The sequence below is a fragment of the Saccharibacillus sp. WB 17 genome (assembly GCF_008634075.2).
Classification (GTDB): domain Bacteria; phylum Bacillota; class Bacilli; order Paenibacillales; family Paenibacillaceae; genus Saccharibacillus; species Saccharibacillus brassicae.
In genome coordinates this window covers 1-23647 of sequence record NZ_VPFK02000006.1, presented here as the reverse complement: position 1 = coordinate 23647, position 23647 = coordinate 1, and the positions used below count along the sequence as shown (strand labels likewise).

The window sequence follows — 23647 nt, the reverse complement described above, 5'->3', positions numbered from 1 at the left end:
AAGGCCTTGCGATGCGCCTGGGCGCATGGCGGTAAGGCCTTCTTCGCTATCCGTTGAACCGGGCCATCGTCTGTTCGAACGTATGGTCCAGACTGTGTTCGAGCGCGTCGCACGTCTTTTCGATCATTTCGTCGAGCAGCGGCTGCTCCGCCTTGGCAAAAGGAGCCAGCACGTAATCGACGACGGCCATGCCGTTTTGCGGACGGGAAATGCCCATGCGCACCCGGTCGAACGTCTGCGTGCCGGTATGCTGAATGATCGACTTGATGCCGTTGTGGCCGCCGGCGCTGCCCTGGTAGCGCAGCCGGACGCGGCCGACTTCGGTGTCGAGATCGTCGTAGACGACGATCAGGTCTTTGAGTTCGACTTTATAATAGTCCATGTAGGCGCGAACCGATTCGCCCGACAGGTTCATGAACGTCATCGGCTTGATCAGGACGATTTTCTCGCGGCCGATCATGCCTTCGCCGATCAGCGCTTTGCACTTGCTTTGATTGATCGAAATGCCGTGCTTTTGCGCCAAGCGGTCCAACGCCATGAAGCCGACGTTATGGCGCGTCTTCTCATAATTTTTGCCGGGATTGCCCAGCCCTACGATCCATTTCATCCGTTACGACTCCTCGCCTGCAATCGTTATGGTTCTGCTGCGTATTTTTGTTACAATATAAGGATAAAGCCTATTAGGGACACAGGCACGGCCCGCCGAAGCGGGTCCTGCCGGCCCGTTCACCAAAGGAGCTGTAAAGCCACATGTACGAATTCGGAGCCCTACTCAAGGACAACCGCCATTTTCACGATCATATGAACGCCGGAGTTCCCGTCGAAGTCTATCATCAGGACGTGCCTGTCGATATCGGACGGGTCACGGGCATTCACGAAAGCTTTATCGAAATCGGCCAATCGCTGTACCACCGCGGCCGTTACGTGTTTCTGTCGCGCCCGGGCTACTAAACGCCGCTTCCCGCAAGGGAGGCCCGGGCAAAATCACGCCGAGAAGGGTTACGCCTCCTTCCAGGAAGGAGGCGTAACCCGCCGCAGGCTTTATCGCAACTCTGCCGAACCTACAGTTCGAACAGTTTGCTGATCGACAATTCTTCGTGCACGCGAATGATCGCTTCGCCCAGCAGAGGCGCGACCGACAGCACTTTCAGCTTGTTCGTCGGATTCGGATGCGTGATCGGAATCGTATCGGTCACGATCACTTCTTTGAGCGGCGAGTTCTCCAGGCGTTCCATGGCCGGTCCGGATAGCACCGGATGGGTGCAGCACGCATAGACTTCTTTGGCTCCGCCTTCGACCAGCGCGTTCGCGCCGAGCACGATCGTGCCGGCCGTGTCGATGATGTCGTCGATCAGGATCGCCGTCTTGCCTTCGATATTCCCGATGATGTTCATGACTTCGCTGACGTTCGGTTCCGGACGGCGCTTGTCGATGATCGCCAGCGGAGCGTTCAGCAGGTCCGCCAATTTGCGCGCCCGCACGACGCCGCCGTGGTCCGGCGAGACGACGATCGGATTTTCGATCTGTTTCGAACGGAAATACTGCGCCAGAATCGGCACGCCCAGCAGATGGTCGACCGGAATGTCGAAGAATCCCTGAATCTGCATGGCGTGCAGGTCCATTGCGATGACGCGGTGCGCGCCGGCTTTTTCGATCAGGTCCGCGACCAGCTTGGCCGTGATCGGATCTCGGGAACGCGCTTTGCGGTCTTGACGGGCATAGCCGTAATACGGAATGACGACGTTGATACTTTTTGCGGAAGCGCGCTTCAGCGCGTCGACCATGACCAGCAGCTCCATCAGGTTGTCGTTGACGGGCAGGCAGGTCGACTGGATGATGTAGACGTGGCTGCCGCGCACGCTCTCGGACAATTTGACCTGGATCTCTCCGTCGCTAAAGCTCGTCGTATGCGATTCGCCCATCGGAATGCCGATGTAATCGGCGATTTGGTTCGCCAGCTTGGGGTTCGAATTGCACGTGAATATTTTCAGCTTTGAATCGCAATAAGTCATAATAGTGTAAACCCTCCGTGCTGGTCATTAGTGGACAAGGCCGCCTGGGGCGGACCCTGTCTCCGGTAAAACGATGCCTCGCCCGCAAATTGCGGAGCTTCGAACTTCCCGACGTTGCCTATTTTCCCGAAAAGAGGCCCGGCTGCTGAGCCCGGCCTCCTTTTCGCCGTTTACTTATTCGAATTCGCTTCCTTTTTCGCTTTGGCGCGAGCCTTGATCTTGTCCGCATAACCCGGCTTGTTTTCCTGCCGGGCTCTGCCGATCGCCAGATCGCCGGCCGGAACTTCCTTCGTGATCGTGGAGCCCGCGACCACGTAAGCGCCCTTGCCGACGTGAACCGGAGCGATCAGGTTCACGTTGCTGCCGACGAACGCGTCGTCTTCGATCTCGGTGAGCGATTTGTTGAAGCCGTCGTAGTTGACGGTGATGGCGCCGCAGCCGATATTGACGCGGCTGCCGACTTTGGCGTCGCCGACGTAGCTCAGGTGGGACACTTTGGAGTCCTGCCCGATCTCGGCATTTTTCACTTCGACGAAGTTGCCGACTTTGACGCCGTCCGCCAGGGCGGAACCCGGACGAAGATGCGCGAACGGTCCGACCGACACATGCGCGCCGACTGTGGATTCGCGCACGACGGAATGCGAGACCGTCGCGTCGTCGCCGATGTCGGCGTTTGCGATTTCCGCGTTCGGCCCGATCGTGCAGTCTTCGCCGATCCGGGTCGATCCTGTCAGAACCGTCCCCGGATGCAGCACCGTATCCGAACCGATCGTCACGTCCGCGCCGATGTAGGTCGAAGCCGGGTCGATGACCGTGACGCCTCCGAGCATGTGCGTGCGCACGATGCGCTCGCGCATCGCCGCTTCAGCCTGGGACAGCACGACGCGGTCGTTGACGCCGATCGACTCGGCGAGGTCTTCCGTCGCGTAGGCGGCGATCTTGTCGCCTTCTCCGCGCAGGATGCCGATCACGTCGGTAATGTAATATTCGCCCTGCGCGTTCTCGTTGGTCACTTTGGACAGAGCGTCGAACAGTTTGCGGTTGTCAAAGCAGTACGTGCCCGTGTTGATCTCTCTGACCGCGTTCTCTTCCGGCGTGCAGTCTTTCTGCTCAACGATGCGCAGCACGCCGCCGTCTTCGCCGCGGATGATGCGTCCGAGCCCGGTCGGATCTTCCGGAACCGCGGTCAAAATAGTCGCCGCGGCGCCCTCGCCTTCATGCAGCGCGATCATCGCTTCGATCGTCTCCGCGCGCACGAGCGGCGTGTCGCCGCAGATCAGAATCGTCGTTCCTTCTTCCTTACCCAGAAGGGCCTCGGCCTGACGTACCGCATGCCCCGTGCCCAACTGCTCGGCCTGAAGCGCGTAATCGACCTGATCGCCCAGGTAAGCCTGGACTTCCTCCGCGCCGTGACCCACGATAATGACCGTGCGCTCGCTGTTCGTCCGGCGAACCGTATCCACCACATGACCTACCATCGGCTTGCCGCATACCGGATGCAGCACTTTGTACAGCTTCGACTTCATCCGCTTGCCCTTGCCGGCGGCAAGAACAATCGCCATCCTCTTCAATGCTCCGCCTCCTCTTTATTTACCCGGAAATAACCGTTGCCTCTGGAGGCGACGGTTATTGGGGATTCGGCCTTCGCCGTTATTTCTGCGTTTACTGCGTGCCTGTCGTTTGTCCGCGCGCGAACAAGGTTCGCTCCCGGCACAAATGCGAATTTGAGCCTCATCCCGCTATGGGCGGCGACTGCCAAAGAACGGTTCGAAATCCGTTTCCTTCGCTTCGCTTTCCGATTTCGCGATAAGTATTTACTTATACTGAATATATCGCATTCTTGGCAAAAAGAAAAGGGAACCGAATCCCCCGGTTCCCTCTCCCTTTTGAAATTATGTGTGGCTTACGCGCCTTCTTCGATGACTTCTTCCACTTCCGCGCCTTCGACGCCCGCACGTTCGTATTCTTCCAGAACGGCAGCTTGAATTTTCTCGCGGGTTCCCGAAGAGATCGGATGGGCGATATCCCGGAATTCTCCGTCCGGCGTACGCTTGCTTGGCATCGCGACGAACATTCCGTTATTCCCGTCGATCACCCGAATGTCATGCACGACAAACTCTTCGTCGATAGTAATCGAAGCGATCGCCTTCATTCTGCCTTCGGAGTTGACTCGGCGGAGTCTAACAGCCGTAATTTCCATTTCGGTTCACCACCTTTTTCGTTAGAGGACTTGTAGTTATGAATTCCACGCCGACTTCCAATATCCTTCTTTTTACGGCTAAAAATTATAAAATCGCGGAATTTTTTTTGCTTTTATTCCCGAAATCTACGGATATCTCCGTTTTCCGCTGAAATTCGTTATCATTACGAATGAGTTTAGGTAAAATACCTACTTTATAGTAATGTGTCCGCGATGTTTTGCCTCCGTTTTGAAAGAAAAGCGAAATTTAAATAAAAAAAGCATTTCCCGACGGGAAACGCTTTTCTGGCGCCGAACGATCCGCCGCGCGGTACCGGGCACTTATTTTTCGAAATAATTGCCCGGCTTCACGCCGACCGTCCGGTTTTTGGCATCGACCGTCTCCAGCGTCACCAGCGACACGTAATCTTCGAACAGCCGCTCTTCCGAATCGACCGAGCCCGAATCGAGCAGCACGCCCACGCCGGCTACCTCCGCGTTGAATTCGGCCAGCAGGTCGATCATGCCGCGCACCGTTCCGCCCGCTTTCATGAAATCGTCCACGATCAGCACGCGCGACTTTTCCTTCATCGCCCGTCTCGACAGCGTCATCGTATGGATGCTCTTGTGCGAACCCGACACGTAGTTGATGCTGACCGCCGATCCTTCCGTAACCTGATGGTCCCGGCGCACGAGCACGACCGGCAGATTCAGCTTCGCTCCTGTCGCGTACGCGATCGGAATGCCTTTGGTCTCCACCGTCATGACGACGTCGATATTTTTCCCGCCGAAAATGGTCGCGAAAATATCGCCGATCTCGTTCACCAGATGCGGCTGTCCGAGCAGGTCGGACATGTACAGGTAACCGCCCGGCAAAATGCGTCCCGGTTCTTCCAGCTTGCCGCATACTTTGTAGATAATATCGAGCGCACGCTCTTCCGAGACGCGCGGAATGTATTTCACTCCGCCCGCCGCCCCGGCCAGCGTCTGAAGCTCGCCCATGCCTTCTTCTTCGAACACTTCCTTGATGATTGCCAGATCTTCGCTGATCGAAGACTTGGCCGCGCCGTATCTTTCCGCGAACGTCGTCAACGGGATCAGGGTGTGCGGTCTTGCCAACAAAAACTGCGTTAACTCCACTAGCCTTGCACTGCGTTTTAATTTTTTCACTGGGGTTTCCTCGCTAAATCCGAATGTTTTATAAAAAATATATCATCCATGTACGTATTTGTACATGTGAATGTTTTAGAAAACGTTAAAAAAGCGAGGAAAAATTAGAGAATTTTAGGCGGAAAGCTGCCGCAGGCCGTATTCGATCATCCTGAGGTTCGCTTGAGGTTCGCCCGAGGTTCGCCTGAGACCCGAACGCAGACCCCATCCGCACCCGCTCTGTTCGGCGCCGCTGCCTGGCCTATCCCAGCGTCCTGACCGCGTATACTTCTGCGCAGAAGCCTCTCAGCCCGTTGCAGATCCGCTTCGCCTTCTCTTCCTTCAAGACGAGCCCGAATACCGTCGGCCCGCTGCCGGACATCAGCACGCCGTCCGCGCCCAGATGCTCCATGACGCCTTTGAGCCGTCCCACGTCCGGGTACAGCTTCAGCGTGACGTCTTCCAGCACGTTGCCGAGTCCGCCGCACACGTCGGCGAAAGAGCCTCGCTCCAGCGCCTGCCGCATGCTGGAGGCGGAAGGATGCACATCGATCTCCGCCGCCTTCAGATTGCCGTACACGTCCGCTGTCGAGACGTTGATCGGCGGCTTCGCCAAGATGACCCAGCAGCGCGGCGGATTCGGCAGCTCTTCCAGCCGCTCGCCCCGCCCGGTCGCCAGCGCCGTGCCTCCGCGCACGCAGAACGGCACGTCGGAGCCGAGCTCCGCGCCCAGCTCTTCCAGCTCGGCCATGGACAGCCCGAGCTCCCACAGCCGGTTGAGGCCGCGCAGGGCCGCGGCAGCGTCGCTGCTGCCGCCCGCAAGGCCCGCCGCGACCGGAATCCGCTTCTCCAGGTGCATATGCACGCCGCGGCTGACGCCGAAGCGCTGGCGCAGCAGACGGGCCGCCCGCACCGCGAGGTTCTTGTCGTCCAGCGGAATGTAGCCCGATTGGCTCGACAGCGAGATCCGGCTGCTGCCGGGATCGCTCAGCGTCAGCCGATCCGCCAGGTCGACCATCGTCATGATCATTTCCACTTCGTGAAATCCGTCGTTTCTTTTATGTAAAACGTCCAGCATCAGATTGATCTTCGCCGGCGCTTTTTCGTAAATATACACGCTCTCCACCGCCCCTGCATTCTGACCGGAATCCCGGTTTCCCTCTCGAATTGAACTTTAGCTATTATATGCAAAATCGGACACGAAGTCTATTGACCGAACATGCCGCCGCCGTCTCCAAGACGAACAAAGGCGGTTTTCGCATAAGCGAAAACCGCCTTTCTAAAAACCCGGGCGAATCAGACGCTGGCGTAGGCGATCGGCGTAGCCGAATCGTCTTTCATCAGGGAAAGTTCAACCGTCTCGGTCAGAACATCTGCATAACTATAAGAAACGCGGCCCGAAGCGTGTTCGGCTTCTTCTTCAAGCATAACTGTAAATACCGCCGGATAAGTTCCTTCAAGGACTCCGGTTTGCTCAACCGTCTTGCGTCTGCCTCCGTTTGCGCGAAGCATGATACGGTGTCCTACGTGAGCGTCGAGACTGCGTTTGATATCCGATAGCGTTTGGTGTGCCATTCTTCTCAACCACCTCTCTCAATACACTCAATTGTAACATTTTGAGAGAAGCATGTCAAGCTAAATTAATCATTATATCAGGATCATTTCTACCTTGTCAACGGGGTATTTTTGGCAATTTATTGCTGCCTTTTCGCCTTCGTCAACGCAGTCCTTCCCGAAGGAAAATCCCGCTCAACCGGGCATATTCTTCGATCGAGACGGTCTCCGCGCGCCGGGTCGGCGCGATCTCGGCTTCCTGCAGCAGCTGCTCCATCCGCTCGCGGCCTTCTCCGGGGAAGTAGCGGGCGCGCAAATTGTTGGCGATCGTTTTGCGGCGCTGCGTGAAGGAAGCCTGCACGAGCGTGAAGAAATGCTCCTCGTCTTCCAGCTCCACGGGAGGCTTCTCGCGCACCTTGAGCCGGATCACGGCGGATTCGACGTTAGGCTGCGGAATGAACACCGTGCGCGGCACGATGCAGACCAGTTCCGGCTCGCTGTAATACTGCACGGCGATGCTGAGGCTGCCGTATTCCTTGCCTCCCGGCGAAGCGGACATCCGCTCGGCAACTTCTTTCTGGATCATGACGACGATATTTTCGAGCGGCAGCTTTTCTTCGAGCAGCTTCATGAGGATCGGAGTCGTCACGTAATACGGCAGGTTGGCGACGACGCTGACTTTCTCGCTGCGCGCGAACGATTCCTCGAACAGCGCCTTCAGGTCCACTTTGAGCACGTCCGCCTGGCGGATCGTCACGTTGCCGTAGGGCCCCAGCACGTCCTGGAGAATCGGGATCAGCCTGCGGTCGATCTCGACGGCCGTCACTTCCCCCGCGTTCAGGGCAAGCTTCTCCGTCAGCGCACCGATGCCGGGTCCGATCTCAAGCGCTCCCTTGGTCGCGTCCAGATCGGCCGCGCCCACGATTTTGGCGAGAATATTTTGATCGATCAGAAAGTTCTGACCGAGACTTTTTTTGAATGAAAACCGGTGCTTGTCGATAATTTCCTTGGTCCGCTTCGGCGAAGCGATGCCTTCTCTTTCGTTCATGAACTCACGATCCTTCGTTTTCGATTTGGGACAGCGCGTCCACGAACTCCTGGCGGGAGATCTGGAACATGCGCAGCCGGTTATGGAATTGCTTGCCGTTGCAGTAGCCGATGCCGAGCAGGTTGCCCATCGCCATCCGCCTTGCCGCCGCGTTCGGGTGCACGATCAGCCCGGTCTCGATCAGGTCCTGCCAGTCGATCTGGCTCTCCCCGCCCGGCATCTCCGTATGCACCCGCTCCAGCGCGCGGCGAATCGCTTCCGGCGAAGCGTTCTCGACGCCGATATCGCCTTTGCGCGTGGCATCGGCTTCGGGGATAAAAGCGTGCTTGCAGCCCGGCACTTTCTGCGCCACGATTTTGCGTATCCGTTCTCCCGCAAAATCCGGATCGGTCAAAATGATCACGCCCCGCCGCTCCATCGCCAGCTTGACGCGGCGAATTACCGCCGCCCCGATCGCCGACCCTCCGGTCTCGATCGTGTCCGCGTCGACCGCCCGCTTGATCGCGACCGTATCGTCGCGCCCTTCCACGACAATCATTTCTCTGATCATGTGTCCGCTCCTTTGGCTCTCATAACAAAAAGAAGAGGAGAACCTCCTCTTCTTCGGTTTCGTTTCCTATACGGTTGATTATAGCATCCGGCGGCCGTCAGCGTAAACGCCCGCTTCGGAAACAAACTTCGTTACGGCTTGTTCGGTCCGATTACGTAAATCGTCAGACCGGATTTGCGGCCGAAGTTCAGCGCAGCTCCGAGGCTGTCGTAGTACATGTCGATTTTCTTGCCTTTGATCGCGCTGCCGGTGTCTTCCGCTTTGCGGTATCCGTATCCTTCGATATAGACCCACCATCCGAGCGGAATCACGTTCGGATCGACGGCGATCGTACGACCTTCGGTCACGGTCGTGCCCGTTGCGGTGCGTGTTCCGATTCCCGGTTCTTCCGAAGAATAAGCGGTAGCGGCCACACCGGTCAGCACGGTTTTATATTCGAATCCTTTGGCGGACGAGGAAGACTTGACGGAGGCCGCTTTGGCCGACGGTTTGGCGGCGGCTGCCGGCTCAAACGTCTTCTCGACGACCGGCTCTTTCGTGCCGACGGCGATGATCTTGTCCTGCTTTTCGGTTTTGACTTTTTTGTCGACGACGTACTTGGTTACGAATTCTCCGTCTTGATATACCTTTTCGACCTTGTGGACCACGACGCCTTCGACGCCGGCCTGGACCGTTTTGGTTTTGCCTTTCAGCAGCGAGGAGTCTTCTTTTTCGATCGTCTTGTACGGAACTTTAACTTCCTGATCGGCCGTAAACTTGTTGATGCGATACACGGATACGTCGGCGTTCTCCGTCAATGGAGCCGTAGCGCCCGGATACACTTTGTCGTGTTCGCCTAGCTCGATGTCCATCGCGGACAGCGCGCCTTCAACCGTTCTTTCGGTCGTCAGGGTCTTTTGCGATTCTCCGCCTACCGTCAGGTTGATCGGAATGGCGGTCGTGATCGCGATCTTGCTGTCCGCTTCGACGGCGGCGCTCAGCGGTACGGAGATCTTGTCGTGCGTGCTGAACGGGATTTCCCATCCTTCAAGCGCGGCGGCTACCGTTTTCTCGGCGGTATAGGCCTGCTTGCTTTTGCCGTCGACAGATACGGTGACCGGTACGGCCGTGGTGATGTTCACCGCTCCGCCGTTTTGGACGGGGGAGCTGACCGGTACCGAGATTTTATCGAATTGGCCGAGCTCGACGTCCCAGCTTGCGAGCGCCGCGGCTACCGTTTTCTCGGTCGTGAAGCGCTTCTGGCTTTTCTCGTCGATCGTCAAGGTGACGGGTACGGCCGTCGTGATCGCAATGCGATCGCCGTCCTGAACCGAAGCGCCGAGCGCCATCGATACGTCGTCTTGAGGCTTCAGGCTGAGCGAATGCTCGTCCAGCAGTTCCTGAAGGCTGCCTTTATGCGTGCTTACCGCTTGTTCTTTTCCGTCTACGATCAGCACAATATGCTTCTCGGCCTGTGCATACAGTCCGAGCAGTACCATCGTCACGACTGCGACGACGAATAGTGCGACACCCAAAATTTGAAGCCCGTTCTGGCGTTTCCAACGCCAAGCGTAAGTCATGCTGGATGATCGTGAACCATGGGTGTCTTCTTTGGTGAAAATTCCCACTCTTCCGTCCTCCTCCATAGCCCCGCCGTCAAGTGCATACATAGAAAAATTGACGCGACTACTTGCTATTTTTTCGTAGAAACGGGCAGCGCAAAAAGCGTGCTTCCCGTATGTTCCTCCCGATTCCGATCGGAGAACACGTCTCTACGTTCATCCCAGTCTAAAAGCTCAGCCTTGAATCCCACACTTATGTACGCTGTTCCCTCCGGCAGAACTGCCATAAAACAAAAGAAGCCTGTGGAAAGAGCGGCTCAAGAAAACTTAAGAGGACTCTTCCGCGGGCTTCCCTCTTATAAAATCGACAAGTTGACGATCTGAGGAAAACATAAGGCGCGTGGCTGCCTCTCTCTTATTGTGCGCTTACGAGGTTAGCTGTCGGGTTCGGACGAAGAGAGTCGTCCTATGTCGGTTCTTCCGCTCATGGCGAGAAGACCTCCAATTCACCCCGTAGACCCAGTTGAAAAGGAATCGACCACGGGCTGCTTTCACCGAACGGTAAGTTCGGAAATCATAATCGGCAGACCGCTTCGGGTTCCCCCGTTCTTCGTCATTCCTGACGAAGATTCAGCGAGACGGTACATGAATTTGTCGGATTAACCGAACATACGGCCGGATTAATCACTGACAAGATAATAGCTTTTTTCGCAGGCGTTTGTAAAGCCGCTCGTTTTGACGTATTTCAGAGTAAAAGGTTAAAAGTTTGTAATCTTCTGCCCTTTTTTGGACCTAAGAGATTAATATCTCGTAAATACTCTTCTTTTCACTGCATTTGCTCTCTTTAAGAACCGATACCAAAAAGTTTATTCGCATTTTTCATTGTCTGTTCGGCAATTTCTTCCAGAGAAATTCCTTTTAGCTGGGCAGCCGTCTCTGCGACGAGACGAACGTAAGCCGTCTCGTTGCGTTTTCCGCGGTACGGATGCGGCGTCAAATACGGCGCATCCGTCTCGATCAGCAGCCGGTCCATCGGCGTCTTCTCGAGCACCTCTTTAGGCTGCTTGGCGTTCTTGAAAGTGACCGGCCCGCCGAACGAGAGATGGAAGCCCAGATCGAGGCAGATTTTGGCTGTTTCCCAGCTGCCGGAGAACGCATGCATGATGCCGCCGACTTCCGAAGCGTTTTCTTCCTTGAGGATTCGGAGCGTGTCTTCGTGGGCTTCACGGTTATGGATCACGATCGGCAGCTTGACCCGTTTCGCCAGCGCGATTTGCTCCCGCAGCACCCGCTGCTGAACGTCTTTGGGCGATTTGTCCCAGTGGTAATCGAGCCCGATCTCGCCGATCGCCACCACTTTCTCGTGAGCGCACAGCGATTCGATCCATTCCAGGTCGCCTTCCCGCATATCGATCGCATCGACGGGATGCCAGCCGATCGCCGCGTAGACGAACGGGTACTTGTCGGCCAGCGCAAGCGTCGTCGGAATGGTCTCGCGGTTGAAGCCGATATTGACCATCCGGGTCACGCCCGCTTCGACGGCCCGAGCCATCGCTTCGTCCCGGTCCGCTTCGAATTCCGGCGCGTCCATATGAGTATGAGTATCAAATAACATAATGATCTCTCCTTTTCATAAAAATAGGCTGCCGAGACTCGGCCGCCCAATGTTTTTCACCAAGTTAAGACTGTTTTTCAAACAGAAAAAATTCGCGACTTCTGGCTCGTTTTCGGCAAAAATGCGCTTAATCCGGCGAAATCGGGAAAATCGACGCGATTTTTGACGGTAGCTTCGAGATGACTTCAGCGAGTTTGTGATGGGGGTAATACAAATGGTTTTTGCCCCGCTGCAGCCCGCTGATCGATCTAATAATATCGGAAACTTCGGAAATTTCTCTCAATTTATCCTGCTTGCCAAGCAAAAGGATCTGGCTGCCCCGATTGGAATCGTTCGGCCGGAATACGTCGTACGGCAGGTCGGTCGGAAAGTCAATTTCGAAATCGTATTCCGGATGCAGACCGACTTCGGCGAAGCTGCTTCGGATCTCTGCGATCGTCTCGTTGTCGATATGATCGACCTCTACATATTTATACAGCCTGCGATGCAGGAATCGGCAGCAGAGCTCGCTCAGTATAGGATCGGACTCTTCGCTCCACTGCATAAACGTCGTCTGGATCAGCGACTCGTCGAGCTTGAGATACTGCTTGACGGTCAGATTGTCTTCGAAAAGAGCGGGCAGCGGCTGCGGCAAAAATTGGAACGCGTAGCCTTCCCGGTACAGCTCTCCCGCCCGGCGGAAAATCTGGCGCAGGATAATCTCCGAGCTGCGCGTCACCGGATGGAAATAGACCTGCCAATACATCTGGTAGCGCGCCATCAGGTAATCTTCCACGGCGTGCATGCCGGACTCCTTCACCACGATTCTTCCATTATAGGGACGCAGCATGCGCAGGATGCGATCAATATCGATCGTTCCGTAATTGACCCCCGTGAAATAGGCGTCGCGCAGCAGGTAATCCATCCGGTCCGCATCGAGCGGGCTCGTGATCAGGTTGACGACGATCTTCTTCTCGTAGTCTTTGCGAATGACCGACGCGACGCGCTCCGGCAGATCCGGCGACACTTCGCGCAGCACCCGGTTGACGTCGGTATCGCCGAGAATGATTTTGCAGGTCCAATCTTCGTGGTCCATATGGAAAGCTTCTTCGATCGAATGGGAAAAAGGTCCGTGTCCCAGGTCATGCAGCAGGGCGGCGCACATCGCGACCAGATTTTCTTCGACCGGCCAATCCGGGTAATTGTTGCGTTCGAATTGGGAGATGATGCGCCGGGTAATCTCGTAGACGCCGAGCGAATGCGAGAAGCGGCTGTGCTCGGCTCCGTGGAAAGTCAGATACGTCGTCCCCAGCTGCCGGATTCGGCGCAGCCGCTGGAATTCAGGCGTGTTGATCAGCGACCAGATCGTCCGATTCTGTACGTGCACGTAATTGTGAACCGGATCTTTGAAAACTTTCTCTTCCCGCAGCGGCTTGATGTCGTTCGGCATTTTTTCACTCCTTTGAATCGGAATAGGAAATGTAGTTCCAATGTCGCATTTTGTCGTCGCAATGATGCCTGGATCTGCTGCAAAATATCGCCGGAAATCGATTATTTCTTTCTTTTTTAGTCGATTTTTAGACAATTTTCTGCCGAACTTGATTTTTTATCAAATTTTAAGGAAATATTCAGCGTTCTCGGGTTGACTGTTCTGGGAAACATTGTTATTATGAGGATCATAAAAGCTAGAACAATGTCGAAAAATGACATTGGATGGACGCATAAGCCCAGCACTCCTTCAAAAGACGGAATGATTCGCTGTTTGCGCAACCTTCCGCTATCCTTTTAAACTTATACTTCTTGGGAGGCAATATATCATGATGAAATCGACTGGCATTGTAAGAAAAGTAGACGAACTGGGACGGGTCGTCATCCCGATCGAACTGCGCCGCACCCTCGGAATCGGCGAGAAGGACGCGCTGGAAATTTACGTCGACGGCGAACGCATTATGCTCAAAAAATACGAACCGGCCTGCATTTTCTGCGGCAACGCCGACAACGTGACTTATTTCAGAGGCAAGATCGTGTGTTACGACTGCGTTTCCGAAATCCCTGCTCCAATAGCAAAATAAAAAGTCTGCAAAGACTTTTTAGAAATGCTGGGTTACGAAATAAAAGTCTCGATCCACTTTTTATCCCATCCCCATCAATTCTAACTTCTTTTGCTTCTCCTTGCACGTTTACGCCTCCGAACCGCCGATCTTCGGCTCCGGAGGCGTTTTTTTATGCACTTTTCCACTTTTGCAATTTTCCCGTGCGTTGTTCTAATCCAGCAAAGCGTTATAGACGTCCCGCTTGGACAGTCCCCGGTCCGCGGCCACTTTTTTCATGGCGTCTTTGCGATTCAGGTTGTCCTGCGCTTCGTAATGGGCTACATGCTCTTCGAGCTCCAGCTCCTGCCACCAGGCATCTTTGCGTTCCTGGGCTTCCTGCGCGCTTTCGCCTTCGACCGCAATGCAGTATTCGCCAAGCGGCGGATGATCCTTCATATGCTGCAGCAGTTCGTCCAGCGTGCCGCGGGCCACTTCTTCATGGCGCTTGGTCAGCTCGCGCGCGAGCGCCGCCCGTCTCGGGCCCCAGGCTTCCAGCATCGCTTCGACCGCCTTGATCACCCGATGGGGCGATTCGTAGAACAGCAGCGTGCCTTCGAGGCGTCCCAGCGCGTCCAGCGCTTCGCGCCGGTCTTTGTTGTCGCGGGGCAGGAACCCGGCAAACGTGAAGCGTTCCGTGGACAAGCCCGACACGATCAGCGCCGACAGCGCGGCGTTCGCTCCGGGGATCGGAACGACGGCAATTCCGGCTTCGATCGCCAGCTTGACCAGGTCCGCTCCGGGGTCGGAAACGGCCGGCAGACCGGCGTCGCTGACGAGGGCCAGATTTTTTCCTTCTATTATATACCGAATTAATTCGGGGCCGCTTGCAGCCTTGTTATGCTCGTGGTAGCTGAACAATTTCTGGGGCACGATCTCGAAGTGGGTCAGCAGTTTGCGCGTCTGCCGCGTATCTTCCGCCGCGATCAGCTCGCACTCTTTGAGCGTGCGGATCGCGCGGTACGTCATGTCTTCCAGATTGCCGATCGGCGTCGCGACCAGATACAGCGTACCCGCTCCGCTTCCGCCGGGTTCGAAGCTTTTTTGAACCTGCATGTCAGACCTCCTTCTGCCCTCCGTAGTAGATGTCCATAATCTCGTCGCCGTACACGCCCTCTTCGTTGTACACGATCAGGGGCGGCAGGATGCGCATCTCCGGCTTGCCGTCGCGCAGCCCTTCGACGAGCACCATATTCGCTTCCATGCCCGCGCGCGGATGCACGAAGCGCACCCGTTTGGGCTCGATCTTGTACTGGCGCATCAGCGTCAGAATATCCGCCAGCCGATGCGGCCGATGAACCATCGACACTTTGCCGCCCTGCTTCACGAGCCGGCCGCAGGCCTGCACCACGTCTTCCAGCGTACAGTGGATCTCGTGCCGGGCGATCGCTTCGTGCAGATTGGCTTTGATATCGCTGCCCGTCAGCGCCGTATACGGCGGATTGACCGTGACCGCGTCGTACATGCCGTGTCCGGCCGTCTGATGGAACGTCTTCAGGTCGGCATTGTGAATCGCGATCCGCTGCTGCAGACCGTTCATCGCCACGCTGCGCTCCGCCATATCGGCCAGACGTTCCTGAATCTCCACGCCTTCGATCTGCGCTTTCGTCCGGGTGGACAGCAGCAGCGGAATGACGCCGTTGCCCGTGCACAGATCGAGCACGCGCCCGCGCGCCGGCACCGAAGCGAATCTCCCCAGCAGCACCGCATCCATCGAGAAGCTGAATACGTCCGGGCTCTGGATAATATGCAAATTTTGCGTCAGCAGGTCGTCGACCCGTTCGCCTTCGCGCAGCGGAATATCGTCGTAACTTTTTTCCATCTTTCAACGCTCCTCTTTAAAAAAAAAGCCGCCGGCAAAAAACGCCGCGGCTCTCAGGCTGATTCCGGATCATTTATTCAAAAAAGACAGGCAGAACAAGCAGTCGCCTTCCGTACGCAAATGACCGTAGTACACGTTGCAGATATGGAATCCTTCGTGGTACAGGCGGGCCAGATTGTCGTAGCCTTCTCCGACCGTGTCGCTGACGTCCTCGCTTTTCTTTTTCGGTTCGCTGAGGACGTTGAACGGTTGGGAACGGGCGCCGGAGTTCGCTTCTCCCTGGGCTTCCCTTTTCAAAATTTTCCGCAGACGTTCGTTTTCGGTAAGCAATCGATGGTTATCTTCCATCAATTCCTTGACCGCCTGCTTCATCGTGCCGAGTTCGTCTCTGAAGCTTTCCACTTGCGTTTCCATCTCGTGTATTTGCGAGAAAACATTTTTCTTCTCCAAGTAAACTCCACCCCAGAGCGGTTCCGATTGACTTACTTGACGACGATGTCGTCCATGGACAATTCTTTAACCTTGCTGACCTCGAACAACTGCACATGCACCATGCGCTTACCGGCATTGATGCCAACGACCTTGCCTTCTCCGAGCGAAGTGACGACCAGCTTGCCGACGGCAGGCATTTCTTCCTTCGTGGCCTCGTAGTTATCGTGCTCAAACTTCAGACAGCACATCAGCCTTCCGCACAGACCCGAGATTTTGGTCGGATTCAGCGACAGATTCTGATCTTTGGCCATCTTGATCGATACCGGTTCGAAATCGCCCAGCCACGACGAGCAGCATAGTACCCGCCCGCACGGCCCGATTCCTCCGAGCATCTTCGCTTCGTCGCGTACCCCGATCTGCCGAAGCTCGATCCGGGTCCGGAAAATACTGGCCAGATCTTTGACCAGCTCGCGGAAGTCGACCCGGCCTTCGGCCGTGAAGTAGAAAATGATCTTGTTACGGTCAAACGTATATTCCACGTCGACCAGCTTCATTTTCAATCCGTGATCCTTGATTTTATTTATACAGGTGGCAAAAGCTTTGCGGGCGGCGTCCTTGTTCTCTTCCACCACGTGTGCGTCCGTATCGCCGGCGATGCGGATGACCCGCTTCAGCGGCAGCACGACGTCGCTCTCCTGCACCTGCTTCTTTCCTACAACGACCTTGCCGTATTCGACGCCCCGCGCCGTCTCCACGATCACGCATTGTTCCTGCTCGACGGGAAACTCCAGGGGGTCGAAATAATACACTTTGCCCGCTTTCTTGAAACGGACTCCGACTACACTGTACAAAGCTAAACCTCCCTTGCGCGCATTCAAAACGTTCGGCTGCCGGAACGTCCGCCCGGACTTGAAGCTTGACGTTCCGGCTGCTCCGGTCCATCGACCGTGCCGCAGCTTCCGTAAAGGCCGCGACGGATCGAAGGCCCGTTCCCTGCCCGCGTCACGGGATCAGGGAACCAGATTGACCAAAAACTGCTCAAGACAAAGCTGGTTGTTCATGTTGGACTTGAGCTTCTTTTTGCTATCGGCGGTCATGGACATACACGCTATCCAGTATTCCGCACTGCGGGAACCTGCCACTTGGGAGATAAACTCCGACTGATCTATGAAAACGATGTGCTCGCGCCGTTCGGATTGAACGTAAATCATATCTCTGAACCACAAATGGAAAAGATCGAACAGGCTGTCGAGGTGCTCGCCGAGTCCCGCCTTGAACACTTGCTGTTGGGCGGTAACGAGGCTTGCGCCGCTTCGGCCGATCGACTCCTTCCCTAATTGTATCACTACATTTCTTGTTTCTGCAAACCAATTCTCTGCCGCAAGCGCTTTGCATTCCTCGGCTCCCGGCGTCAGGTAAGCCGCGCAGCGCGCAGCCGGAGTCGCCAGCCCTTCGGCCGCCAGCTCGCGGAGGATCGACTCCGCCCCGAGCGCCGTGAACGGGACGAGCTGAACCCGCGAGCGGATGGTCGGCAGCAGCGTCTGGGCATTTTCCGCCAGCAGGATCGCCACGGCCGGAGCCGGAGGTTCCTCAAGGAACTTGAGCAGGCTGTTGGAAGCCTGGACGGTCATCTTGTCGGCTTCGTCGATGATGTACACTTTGCGCCCGCTCGATTCCGAGCGGTAAGCGAACATTTTCTGCAGTTCGCGGATCTGCTCGATCTTGATCGAAGCTCCGTCGGGGCCGATCGCTTTCAGGTCGGGATGATTACCGTGCTCCACTTTGCGGCAGCTCAGGCACTCGCCGCAGGCATCGCCGAGCTCCGAAGCCCGCTCGCACAGCAGCGCCTGGGCGAACGCATCCGCTGCCCGGCGCCGCGAGCTTCCGCCGGGACCGCTGAACAGGTAGGCATGCGAGATCCGCCCGCTGCGCAGGCTGACGCCGAGCATGCGTTTGGCGGTCTCCTGGCCGCTGATCGTTTGTAAAGACATGGGATGGAGGTCTCCTTTGTGGCACTTCGCGATATGAAGATGCGGATAAGTAAAAGAATGACGCCGCAGAGCGGCGTCGAAAGATCGAATGCACTTGGGTCGATATGCCTTAGAACAAGAGGTTCATCAGCAGGCCGCGAACTTCGCCCATCTGCTCCAGCAGGGCGATGCGGCCTTCTTCGCTGGCCAGCAGTTCGTCGGCCATCGCGAGCAGCTTGCCGTCGATCTCGTCGATCAGTTTGTAGCGCTTGGTCCGGCCGAGACGATCCCAGCCTTTGGTATCTTTCATGCCGACCCCGCGGCGTACCGTGTCTTCGAGGAACCGCTTGACCATCGTGCGGTAAGACTTCAGTTCGCGAATGGTCATGGAACGGGCCAGACGGTCGCCCTGGCGATTGATTTCCTGCATGCGGCGGCCGAGTTCGTCCTGCGTCGACTGCGCTTCCTGATGCCGGATCGTATCGGCGAAGCTGCGCTGCTCGACCGGACGCGCGCCGCTATCCGGCGTAATCGGCGTATTGTTGAGGGGTCGGAACCCCGGATTGATTTTCATCGTTTATCCCTGCCTTTTTATCCGTGAAGACGAGCGGTCCCCCTGGGGAGACCTTACCCTTCTTCAGGCCGGCTGTCCGCCGGTGTAATGGGTCGTTCCAACAGTCTCTTCTGCGGTTTTTCCGACGTCCGGCAGGACAGCCTCGCGCTTGCGTTCCCGTGGGGAACCTGCGGCTTAGAAGTGTTCGAAACGGTCGACCGGAAGCACGAATACCGTCGCGCCGCCAACCTGCACTTCGACCGGAAGCGGCAGATACGAATCCGTCGTTCCGCTCATCGGCGTTACCGGCGTCACGAGCTGCTCACGAACTTTACAGCTGTTGCGAATAACGTTCATGACCGATTCGACTTGGCTGTCGTCCACCCCGATCAGAAACGTCGTATTTCCCGCTCGCAGGAAGCCGCCCGTACTGGCCAGTTTCGTTGCCCGGAAATTCGATTTTACCAGCTCGCCCGACAGACGGTTGCTGTCTTTATCCTGCACGATCGCGATAATCAGTTTCATCCGTGTTCCCTCCCTTTCGATTGGACTTTCCGCTGGAAGACGGAAAAAGTCGTATGTTCCATATTCGACGCGGCTGCCGCCAAATCCTGCCCGGGGGAAGGGGATCGGCATCTTTTTTTATAGAAATCGTTGTAGAAAAAAGCGCGAGCGCTTCAGTTGGCTTCCCGCTTGAACAGGAGAGCGTTCAGCACTTCTTTTATATCGGCAAAAACGTCGTCTTCGTTTTGCGAAGCGTCGACGGTCGTAAATTGGGACTCGTATTCGCGCACCAGCCGCAAATACCCTTCGCGGACTTTCCGGTGAAATCCTTCCGCTTCCAGGTCCAGCCGGTTGATCTCGCGCCCGTCGTTCTTCTCGTGAATGCGCTGCAGCCCGATCTCCGGCGTGACGTCCAGATAAATATTCATGTCCGGCCAATATTCGAAACCGTCCACGTTGATCGCGCGCTTGTTGATGTCCAGCACGGCGTCCCCCAGTTCGCGGCCGTACCCCTGATAGCTGAGCGACGACATGACGTAACGGTCGCAGATGACGATCCTGCCCGCTTCGAGCGCCGGAATGACCTTTTGCAGCAGATGCTCCCGCCGGGCCGCCGCGTACAGCAGACATTCGGTCAGCCCGCTCATCGCGTGGTCCACGCCGAGAATGACGCTGCGGATCTTCTCCGCCACGAGCACGCCGCCGGGTTCGCGCGTGGAGACAAAGTCGGCTCCGCGCTCGCGCAAATAAGTTTCGATTCTGCCGATCTGCGTCGTTTTCCCGCTGCCGTCCGGCCCTTCCAACACTATAAATGTACCCGAATGCTCCATGTTTGGTTACCTGCCTCTTTTATTTTGTGCTCCATCGGCGATTGCTTCTCCCTCGACGTTCTTCTATCCCTGCACGTCCGAACGCACGCGTACCGTCGCAAGCGACGTATCGGCGGCGCCCTGGAAACGGGCTCCCGCTTCGCGCAGCCGCAGCAGATGCGCCGCGGCCGCCTCCGTAATCCGTTCCCCCGCGTAGACCAGCGGAATGCCGGGCGGATACGGCACGATCATCTCCGCCGCGATCCGTCCGGCCGAATTCTCCAGCCGAACGGCTGCCGAAGCCCCTTCCGGCCGCAGATCGAACGCAACCGGTTCGGACACCGCAGGCGCGCCTGCCGCTTCGGCTCCCGGCCGATACGGCTCCGGTCCGGCGTCCGGTAAGCCGGCCGCCTCTGCCGGCCGCTGCCCGCCTTCCGCCGCCTGCGCCTCTTCGGCTTCGGCTTCGTCAGCTTCAAGTTCGCGCTGCAGCTCCCGCAGCGCGGCGATGAGCCGCCCCGCGTCGTCCGCGTCCGACCCCGGCCCGAACGCCAGCACCGTGCGGCGTTCGTCGCTCATCTCCGCGATGCACCCCGCTTGCGCCAGCTTCCGCTGCAGCGCATAGCCGCTCAAGCGCTGACGATTGTCGGATACGACAATCTTGAGCGGGTCCTGCTCGGCGTAGACGCGCGGCTCATCGCCGCGCGGTACGCCTGCCCGCTCCCCCGCGGCGGACGCCGATCCCGCCGCGGGGCGGGGCGCAGCCTCCCCGCCTTCAAGGGCACCGTCCGGCATCTCCGGCCGAACGGTGCCGAACCGGGGCAGCCGCTCCAGCTCGCGGCGAACCTGCGCCGCGGCGTCCAGCGCGCCGGCGAACGCCGACATTCCCCGGCGCTGCATTTCGCTGCGCGCCAGATCGAGCGAAGCCATGATTGGGTACGACGGGCTGGAGCTCTGCACCATCGCCAGACGCCGGCGCAGCAGTTCGCGGTCGATTCGGCCGCCCTGCACGTGCAGCATCGCGCCCATCGTCAGGGCGGCGAGCATCTTGTGCGTCGACTGCACGACGCCGTCGGCCCCTTCCGCCAAAGCGGACGCCGGCAGCTCCGGATGCAGCCCGTAATGCGCTCCGTGCGCTTCGTCGACGAGCAGCGGAACGCCGTGCCGATGACAAGTCGCGGCCGTCTCCCGGATGCTGCGGCCCATTCCGTAATAATTCGGCCGGGTCAGCAGCACGCCGCGCGCCTGCGGGTAACGCGCCAGCGCCGTCTCCAGCGCAGCGTCTCCCGGCAGCACCGCCAGTCCGCTGACCGGGTCGTGATCCGGCGCGACGAACACCGCCTGCGCGCCGGCCAGCATCAATCCGTTCAGCACCGACTTGTGCACGTTGCGCTGGACGATCAGCACGTCTCCCGGCTCCCGGCATACGGTCAGGATAAGCGCCAGATTGCCGACGGTGCTTCCGCCCACGAGCAAAAATGATTCCTCCGCGCCAAAAAAAGCGGCCGCTTTCTCCTGCGCTTCCCGGATCACGCCTTCCGGATCGTGCAGATCGTCCGTTCCTTCGATTTCCGTTGCGTCGATCTCCCAAATATCGGCCAACCCTTTCGGCAGGCCGCCTTCGCTATTTCGGTAAAAGCGCCCGTCCTTGTGGCCCGGCACATGAAAAGAAGCCTCTTTACGCGCGGCATAACGAAGCAGCTCCGCATAAAGGGGCGCATCGTTCGGCTCGAATTCGTTCATGCCGCACCTCCTGTCCCTGCATTTTCACTCTATCTATTGTACCTGATTTTACGACGCGTTCCCAGAAATCAAAAGGATTTTCAATCTTCCGCTTACCGCTCCGATACGTTATGATATAGACAGCAAGTTTCCCAATTTCGGGAAACGGTGATGAGAACGAGGAAGGAAGGTCGAACATGCTTGAGCAACCGCGCGAGAACGGCAACGCGACGATTTACCAATACCAGCTTATCCGCAAAATTCATATTTCCCGGGCGCTGCTGCTGTTATATTTATTAGTTCCTCTTCCGGTTCTTGCTGCCGGCGTCGTGTGGTATTCCTGGCCTGCTCTCCTGTATATGCCGATCGCTTTTTTGCTGGTGCTGTGGATTCATTTTGTCGTCTCGCACTCGGTTCTGCTGATCCGGGGCCCGCTGTATCGAAAAAAATGGCGTCTGCGCTTCTCCGGCGTCTGGTTCGGCTTCCTGCCGGAACAGCATACGGCGTACTCCGTGATCCAACAGGTCATGCTGCAAAGTTTGTGGATCGGATTCGTATTTATCGGCATTCTCGTCGCCTGGATTCCGCTTCCGCTGACGCTGTCCCTGCTGTTCTGGCATTTTTGGCTGATGGTTCCCCGCCTTATGGTCCTGCTCAGCATGCGCAAGCAGCGCAAGGATGTCATCATCAAGCTCAACTCGCAGGATATTTCGTATTACGTCCAATAACAGCCGTTTCGGCGCAGCCAAAGAAAGACCGGACTTCGACTCATGAGTCGGAAGCACCGGTCTTTTTATTCGACTTGTCTATTTCTGTTTCGAATTTGAGTCCTGCTGTCCTCAGTTTCCTTTGGGTACAAGAACCGTCAAATAGTCCCCTTCCAGAGATAAATGCACAGTCGTTTTGCCTTTGGAAAAAATGAGGATTGGATTCGGTTCTTCGAGATTTTCCAGATCTGTTTGTTCCGTCCAGCCCCAGGCTTTGATGACGTCCAAATAGGCTTCCGGAATCTGGCTCAGGCTATCGAGTCCCGGTACCGAGTAGCGTACATAGCTCATTTTGGTATTGTCGGCCGTTACATCCGTTTTACTTGCTTCTTTGGGCACGGGAAAGCTTTCTTCAATCGTCGCACCGTCATAGACCGCCCAAGACGAAGGCTCCTCCGACGTGCACCCCGCTAGAAGAAGAAGTGAACTGCAGAATAGGCAAAAGGCCAAAGATTCCACCTTCCGCTTCATATTCAATTCCCCCTTACATGGCTCTGCGCAAGCTTGATGAATCGTATATAGTTCTTCTCTCCCGGTTCCTGATTCCTTGCAAGTCACCGTGAGTCCCCTAGAAAAACCAGTGATTTCTGTGCAGACTCTGTCTTTTTTTCCCCGGATTAAAAGACTGCAAATGCCTTTTCATCCATTTCTCTATTATACCTACTGTGCAAAAGTGAACGGTTACAAAAATGTAATCATGAGGGGAGCGTGCCTTTTTCGACCTGCGCTTCGTTGCCCTCCCCCTTTTCTCGATTGAAATAAGAGCATCTGGCGGAAAAAGGGGCAGGACAAAGGCGCTCCGGTTCGAAAAAGGCGCGCTCCCAAGCGAGGAAGAGGAAGGCCTCTCAAGCCTCTAGGCGCTTGAGAGGGTTAAGAGCGGGAAGGGCGGGCGGCTGCAGCGAGCCGCCTAGAAGAGGCAGCGGCTTTGCCGGCTGCAAGGGCACAAAATTAAGGGCAACAGCAAGGTACAAGTACAAGATCAACGGTAAAAATAACGATGAACAACAAAAAAAGCCTTTACCGATTAAACGGTAAAGGCTCTTTCTTTTTGGCTTGGCANAGGTTTCCCTTTCAAATCCCTTATCCCGTTGGGCCAGGGGAATTGAAATCAAAGCTCTGTCTTGTACAAGGTTTGCACCTTGAAAACCGGATCCGAAACGATCCACTTCGCGTCATGAAGTGTTTGCTTACGCCGAAGTCTCAACCGAAGCGGATGCTTCCGAAGGAACTTGCTGCGCAAGTCTGTAGGATAAGCCCTCGACCGATTAGTACAGGTCAGCTACACGTATTGCTACGCTTCGACCTCCTGCCTATCTACCTCGTCGTCTCCAAGGGGTCTTACCACTTGCGTGTG

The 23647-nt window shown here is 56.6% G+C and carries 25 protein-coding genes, 1 rRNA gene and 1 riboswitch; of the genes, 3 read left to right on the top strand and 23 right to left on the bottom strand.

Annotated features, from left to right (window positions below; genetic code table 11):
* Positions 1 to 46 precede the first annotated feature (46 nt).
* Positions 47 to 607, bottom strand: a complete 561-nt coding sequence (gene pth / locus FTE24_RS01965) for an aminoacyl-tRNA hydrolase (protein ID WP_141447841.1) — start codon at positions 605 to 607, stop codon at positions 47 to 49.
* Positions 608 to 750: 143 nt separating this feature from the next.
* Here pth and FTE24_RS01960 point away from each other — a divergent pair, with 143 nt between their 5' ends.
* Entirely contained in the window at positions 751 to 951 is a 201-nt protein-coding gene (locus FTE24_RS01960) for a hypothetical protein (protein WP_141447840.1), read from the top strand.
* A gap of 110 nt (positions 952 to 1061) precedes the next feature.
* Here FTE24_RS01960 and FTE24_RS01955 read toward each other — a convergent pair whose 3' ends face one another.
* The 11 genes from FTE24_RS01955 to FTE24_RS01905 all read right to left on the bottom strand — a co-directional run bounded on the left by FTE24_RS01955 (position 1062) and on the right by FTE24_RS01905 (position 13077).
* Complete coding sequence (locus FTE24_RS01955; protein WP_141447839.1) at positions 1062 to 2012, bottom strand: ribose-phosphate diphosphokinase; 951 nt, start codon at positions 2010 to 2012, stop codon at positions 1062 to 1064.
* Positions 2013 to 2182: 170 nt separating this feature from the next.
* Positions 2183 to 3574, bottom strand: coding sequence for a bifunctional UDP-N-acetylglucosamine diphosphorylase/glucosamine-1-phosphate N-acetyltransferase GlmU (gene glmU / locus FTE24_RS01950; protein ID WP_150235554.1), 1392 nt, complete (start codon positions 3572 to 3574; stop codon positions 2183 to 2185).
* 341 nt (positions 3575 to 3915) lie between these two features.
* Positions 3916 to 4212, bottom strand: a complete 297-nt coding sequence (gene spoVG, locus FTE24_RS01945) for a septation regulator SpoVG (protein ID WP_150235552.1) — start codon at positions 4210 to 4212, stop codon at positions 3916 to 3918.
* 321 nt (positions 4213 to 4533) lie between these two features.
* Entirely contained in the window at positions 4534 to 5361 is an 828-nt protein-coding gene (gene purR / locus FTE24_RS01940; RefSeq protein ID WP_150235550.1) for a pur operon repressor, read from the bottom strand.
* A gap of 241 nt (positions 5362 to 5602) precedes the next feature.
* The gene (ispE, locus tag FTE24_RS01935; protein ID WP_150235549.1) at positions 5603 to 6457 is read right to left on the bottom strand and encodes a 4-(cytidine 5'-diphospho)-2-C-methyl-D-erythritol kinase; all 855 of its coding nucleotides are present in this window, start codon (positions 6455 to 6457) and stop codon (positions 5603 to 5605) included.
* Positions 6458 to 6636: 179 nt separating this feature from the next.
* On the bottom strand, positions 6637 to 6915 hold the full coding sequence (locus FTE24_RS01930; RefSeq protein ID WP_150235547.1) for a Veg family protein: 279 nt from the start codon (positions 6913 to 6915) through the stop codon (positions 6637 to 6639).
* A gap of 142 nt (positions 6916 to 7057) precedes the next feature.
* Positions 7058 to 7942 (bottom strand): 16S rRNA (adenine(1518)-N(6)/adenine(1519)-N(6))-dimethyltransferase RsmA, encoded by an 885-nt coding sequence (rsmA, locus tag FTE24_RS01925; RefSeq protein WP_150235545.1) that lies wholly within the window; start codon positions 7940 to 7942, stop codon positions 7058 to 7060.
* Between the two features lie 4 nt (positions 7943 to 7946).
* Positions 7947 to 8492 carry a ribonuclease M5 gene (gene rnmV, locus FTE24_RS01920; protein ID WP_141447832.1) on the bottom strand — a complete coding sequence of 182 codons (546 nt, stop codon included), beginning with the start codon at positions 8490 to 8492 and terminating at the stop codon, positions 7947 to 7949.
* A 131-nt stretch (positions 8493 to 8623) separates the two neighbouring features.
* On the bottom strand, positions 8624 to 10051 hold the full coding sequence (locus FTE24_RS01915; RefSeq protein WP_160441616.1) for a ubiquitin-like domain-containing protein: 1428 nt from the start codon (positions 10049 to 10051) through the stop codon (positions 8624 to 8626).
* Between the two features lie 389 nt (positions 10052 to 10440).
* Positions 10441 to 10679, bottom strand: a riboswitch (cyclic di-AMP (ydaO/yuaA leader).
* Between the two features lie 198 nt (positions 10680 to 10877).
* Positions 10878 to 11648, bottom strand: a complete 771-nt coding sequence (locus tag FTE24_RS01910; RefSeq protein ID WP_150235540.1) for a TatD family hydrolase — start codon at positions 11646 to 11648, stop codon at positions 10878 to 10880.
* 127 nt (positions 11649 to 11775) lie between these two features.
* Positions 11776 to 13077, bottom strand: coding sequence for an HD domain-containing protein (locus FTE24_RS01905; protein WP_150235538.1), 1302 nt, complete (start codon positions 13075 to 13077; stop codon positions 11776 to 11778).
* A gap of 367 nt (positions 13078 to 13444) precedes the next feature.
* Here FTE24_RS01905 and FTE24_RS01900 point away from each other — a divergent pair, with 367 nt between their 5' ends.
* A complete protein-coding gene (locus FTE24_RS01900; protein WP_150235536.1) occupies positions 13445 to 13699 on the top strand; it encodes an AbrB/MazE/SpoVT family DNA-binding domain-containing protein in 255 nt (84 codons plus the stop codon).
* 192 nt (positions 13700 to 13891) lie between these two features.
* Here the strand turns inward: FTE24_RS01900 and rsmI are convergent, their stop codons facing one another.
* The 9 genes from rsmI to FTE24_RS01855 form a co-directional block, all read right to left on the bottom strand.
* Positions 13892 to 14773 carry a 16S rRNA (cytidine(1402)-2'-O)-methyltransferase gene (gene rsmI, locus FTE24_RS01895; RefSeq protein ID WP_150235534.1) on the bottom strand — a complete coding sequence of 294 codons (882 nt, stop codon included), beginning with the start codon at positions 14771 to 14773 and terminating at the stop codon, positions 13892 to 13894.
* A gap of 1 nt (position 14774) precedes the next feature.
* Positions 14775 to 15539, bottom strand: coding sequence for a tRNA1(Val) (adenine(37)-N6)-methyltransferase (locus FTE24_RS01890; protein ID WP_150235532.1), 765 nt, complete (start codon positions 15537 to 15539; stop codon positions 14775 to 14777).
* Positions 15540 to 15608: 69 nt separating this feature from the next.
* Positions 15609 to 15989 carry a DNA replication initiation control protein YabA gene (gene yabA, locus FTE24_RS01885; RefSeq protein WP_141447825.1) on the bottom strand — a complete coding sequence of 127 codons (381 nt, stop codon included), beginning with the start codon at positions 15987 to 15989 and terminating at the stop codon, positions 15609 to 15611.
* Between the two features lie 32 nt (positions 15990 to 16021).
* Positions 16022 to 16822, bottom strand: a complete 801-nt coding sequence (locus tag FTE24_RS01880) for a PSP1 domain-containing protein (RefSeq protein WP_150235529.1) — start codon at positions 16820 to 16822, stop codon at positions 16022 to 16024.
* A 159-nt stretch (positions 16823 to 16981) separates the two neighbouring features.
* Positions 16982 to 17962, bottom strand: coding sequence for a DNA polymerase III subunit delta' (gene holB, locus FTE24_RS01875; protein ID WP_150235527.1), 981 nt, complete (start codon positions 17960 to 17962; stop codon positions 16982 to 16984).
* A gap of 109 nt (positions 17963 to 18071) precedes the next feature.
* A complete protein-coding gene (locus tag FTE24_RS01870; RefSeq protein ID WP_150235525.1) occupies positions 18072 to 18515 on the bottom strand; it encodes a YaaR family protein in 444 nt (147 codons plus the stop codon).
* A 174-nt stretch (positions 18516 to 18689) separates the two neighbouring features.
* Positions 18690 to 19019 (bottom strand): cyclic-di-AMP receptor, encoded by a 330-nt coding sequence (locus FTE24_RS01865; RefSeq protein ID WP_141447821.1) that lies wholly within the window; start codon positions 19017 to 19019, stop codon positions 18690 to 18692.
* A gap of 152 nt (positions 19020 to 19171) precedes the next feature.
* The gene (tmk, locus tag FTE24_RS01860; protein ID WP_150235523.1) at positions 19172 to 19828 is read right to left on the bottom strand and encodes a dTMP kinase; all 657 of its coding nucleotides are present in this window, start codon (positions 19826 to 19828) and stop codon (positions 19172 to 19174) included.
* Positions 19829 to 19891: 63 nt separating this feature from the next.
* Positions 19892 to 21547 (bottom strand): aminotransferase class I/II-fold pyridoxal phosphate-dependent enzyme, encoded by a 1656-nt coding sequence (locus FTE24_RS01855; RefSeq protein ID WP_150235521.1) that lies wholly within the window; start codon positions 21545 to 21547, stop codon positions 19892 to 19894.
* Positions 21548 to 21723: 176 nt separating this feature from the next.
* Here FTE24_RS01855 and FTE24_RS01850 point away from each other — a divergent pair, with 176 nt between their 5' ends.
* On the top strand, positions 21724 to 22254 hold the full coding sequence (locus FTE24_RS01850; protein WP_141447818.1) for a hypothetical protein: 531 nt from the start codon (positions 21724 to 21726) through the stop codon (positions 22252 to 22254).
* Between the two features lie 111 nt (positions 22255 to 22365).
* On the opposite strand, the gene FTE24_RS01845 is transcribed toward FTE24_RS01850, so the two are convergent.
* On the bottom strand, positions 22366 to 22764 hold the full coding sequence (locus FTE24_RS01845) for a hypothetical protein (protein ID WP_141447817.1): 399 nt from the start codon (positions 22762 to 22764) through the stop codon (positions 22366 to 22368).
* A 774-nt stretch (positions 22765 to 23538) separates the two neighbouring features.
* Positions 23539 to 23647, bottom strand: a 23S ribosomal RNA gene (locus FTE24_RS01840); the annotation flags it as partial.

Excerpts from the sequence above, each read along its gene's own strand:
- pth (WP_141447841.1), bottom strand. The coding sequence starts at position 607 with ATGAAATGGATCGTAGGGCTGGGCAATCCCGGCAAAAATTATGAGAAG.
- FTE24_RS01960 (WP_141447840.1), top strand. The coding sequence starts at position 751 with ATGTACGAATTCGGAGCCCTACTCAAGGACAACCGCCATTTTCACGAT.
- FTE24_RS01955 (WP_141447839.1), bottom strand. The coding sequence starts at position 2,012 with ATGACTTATTGCGATTCAAAGCTGAAAATATTCACGTGCAATTCGAAC.
- glmU (WP_150235554.1), bottom strand. The coding sequence starts at position 3,574 with ATGGCGATTGTTCTTGCCGCCGGCAAGGGCAAGCGGATGAAGTCGAAG.
- spoVG (WP_150235552.1), bottom strand. The coding sequence starts at position 4,212 with ATGGAAATTACGGCTGTTAGACTCCGCCGAGTCAACTCCGAAGGCAGA.
- FTE24_RS01930 (WP_150235547.1), bottom strand. The coding sequence starts at position 6,915 with ATGGCACACCAAACGCTATCGGATATCAAACGCAGTCTCGACGCTCAC.
- rsmA (WP_150235545.1), bottom strand. The coding sequence starts at position 7,942 with ATGAACGAAAGAGAAGGCATCGCTTCGCCGAAGCGGACCAAGGAAATT.
- rnmV (WP_141447832.1), bottom strand. The coding sequence starts at position 8,492 with ATGATCAGAGAAATGATTGTCGTGGAAGGGCGCGACGATACGGTCGCG.
- FTE24_RS01915 (WP_160441616.1), bottom strand. The coding sequence starts at position 10,051 with ATGACTTACGCTTGGCGTTGGAAACGCCAGAACGGGCTTCAAATTTTG.
- FTE24_RS01910 (WP_150235540.1), bottom strand. The coding sequence starts at position 11,648 with ATGTTATTTGATACTCATACTCATATGGACGCGCCGGAATTCGAAGCG.
- FTE24_RS01905 (WP_150235538.1), bottom strand. The coding sequence starts at position 13,077 with ATGCCGAACGACATCAAGCCGCTGCGGGAAGAGAAAGTTTTCAAAGAT.
- FTE24_RS01900 (WP_150235536.1), top strand. The coding sequence starts at position 13,445 with ATGATGAAATCGACTGGCATTGTAAGAAAAGTAGACGAACTGGGACGG.
- rsmI (WP_150235534.1), bottom strand. The coding sequence starts at position 14,773 with ATGCAGGTTCAAAAAAGCTTCGAACCCGGCGGAAGCGGAGCGGGTACG.
- FTE24_RS01890 (WP_150235532.1), bottom strand. The coding sequence starts at position 15,539 with ATGGAAAAAAGTTACGACGATATTCCGCTGCGCGAAGGCGAACGGGTC.
- holB (WP_150235527.1), bottom strand. The coding sequence starts at position 17,962 with ATGTCTTTACAAACGATCAGCGGCCAGGAGACCGCCAAACGCATGCTC.
- FTE24_RS01870 (WP_150235525.1), bottom strand. The coding sequence starts at position 18,515 with ATGAAAATCAATCCGGGGTTCCGACCCCTCAACAATACGCCGATTACG.
- FTE24_RS01865 (WP_141447821.1), bottom strand. The coding sequence starts at position 19,019 with ATGAAACTGATTATCGCGATCGTGCAGGATAAAGACAGCAACCGTCTG.
- tmk (WP_150235523.1), bottom strand. The coding sequence starts at position 19,828 with ATGGAGCATTCGGGTACATTTATAGTGTTGGAAGGGCCGGACGGCAGC.
- FTE24_RS01855 (WP_150235521.1), bottom strand. The coding sequence starts at position 21,547 with ATGAACGAATTCGAGCCGAACGATGCGCCCCTTTATGCGGAGCTGCTT.
- FTE24_RS01850 (WP_141447818.1), top strand. The coding sequence starts at position 21,724 with ATGCTTGAGCAACCGCGCGAGAACGGCAACGCGACGATTTACCAATAC.
- FTE24_RS01845 (WP_141447817.1), bottom strand. The coding sequence starts at position 22,764 with ATGAAGCGGAAGGTGGAATCTTTGGCCTTTTGCCTATTCTGCAGTTCA.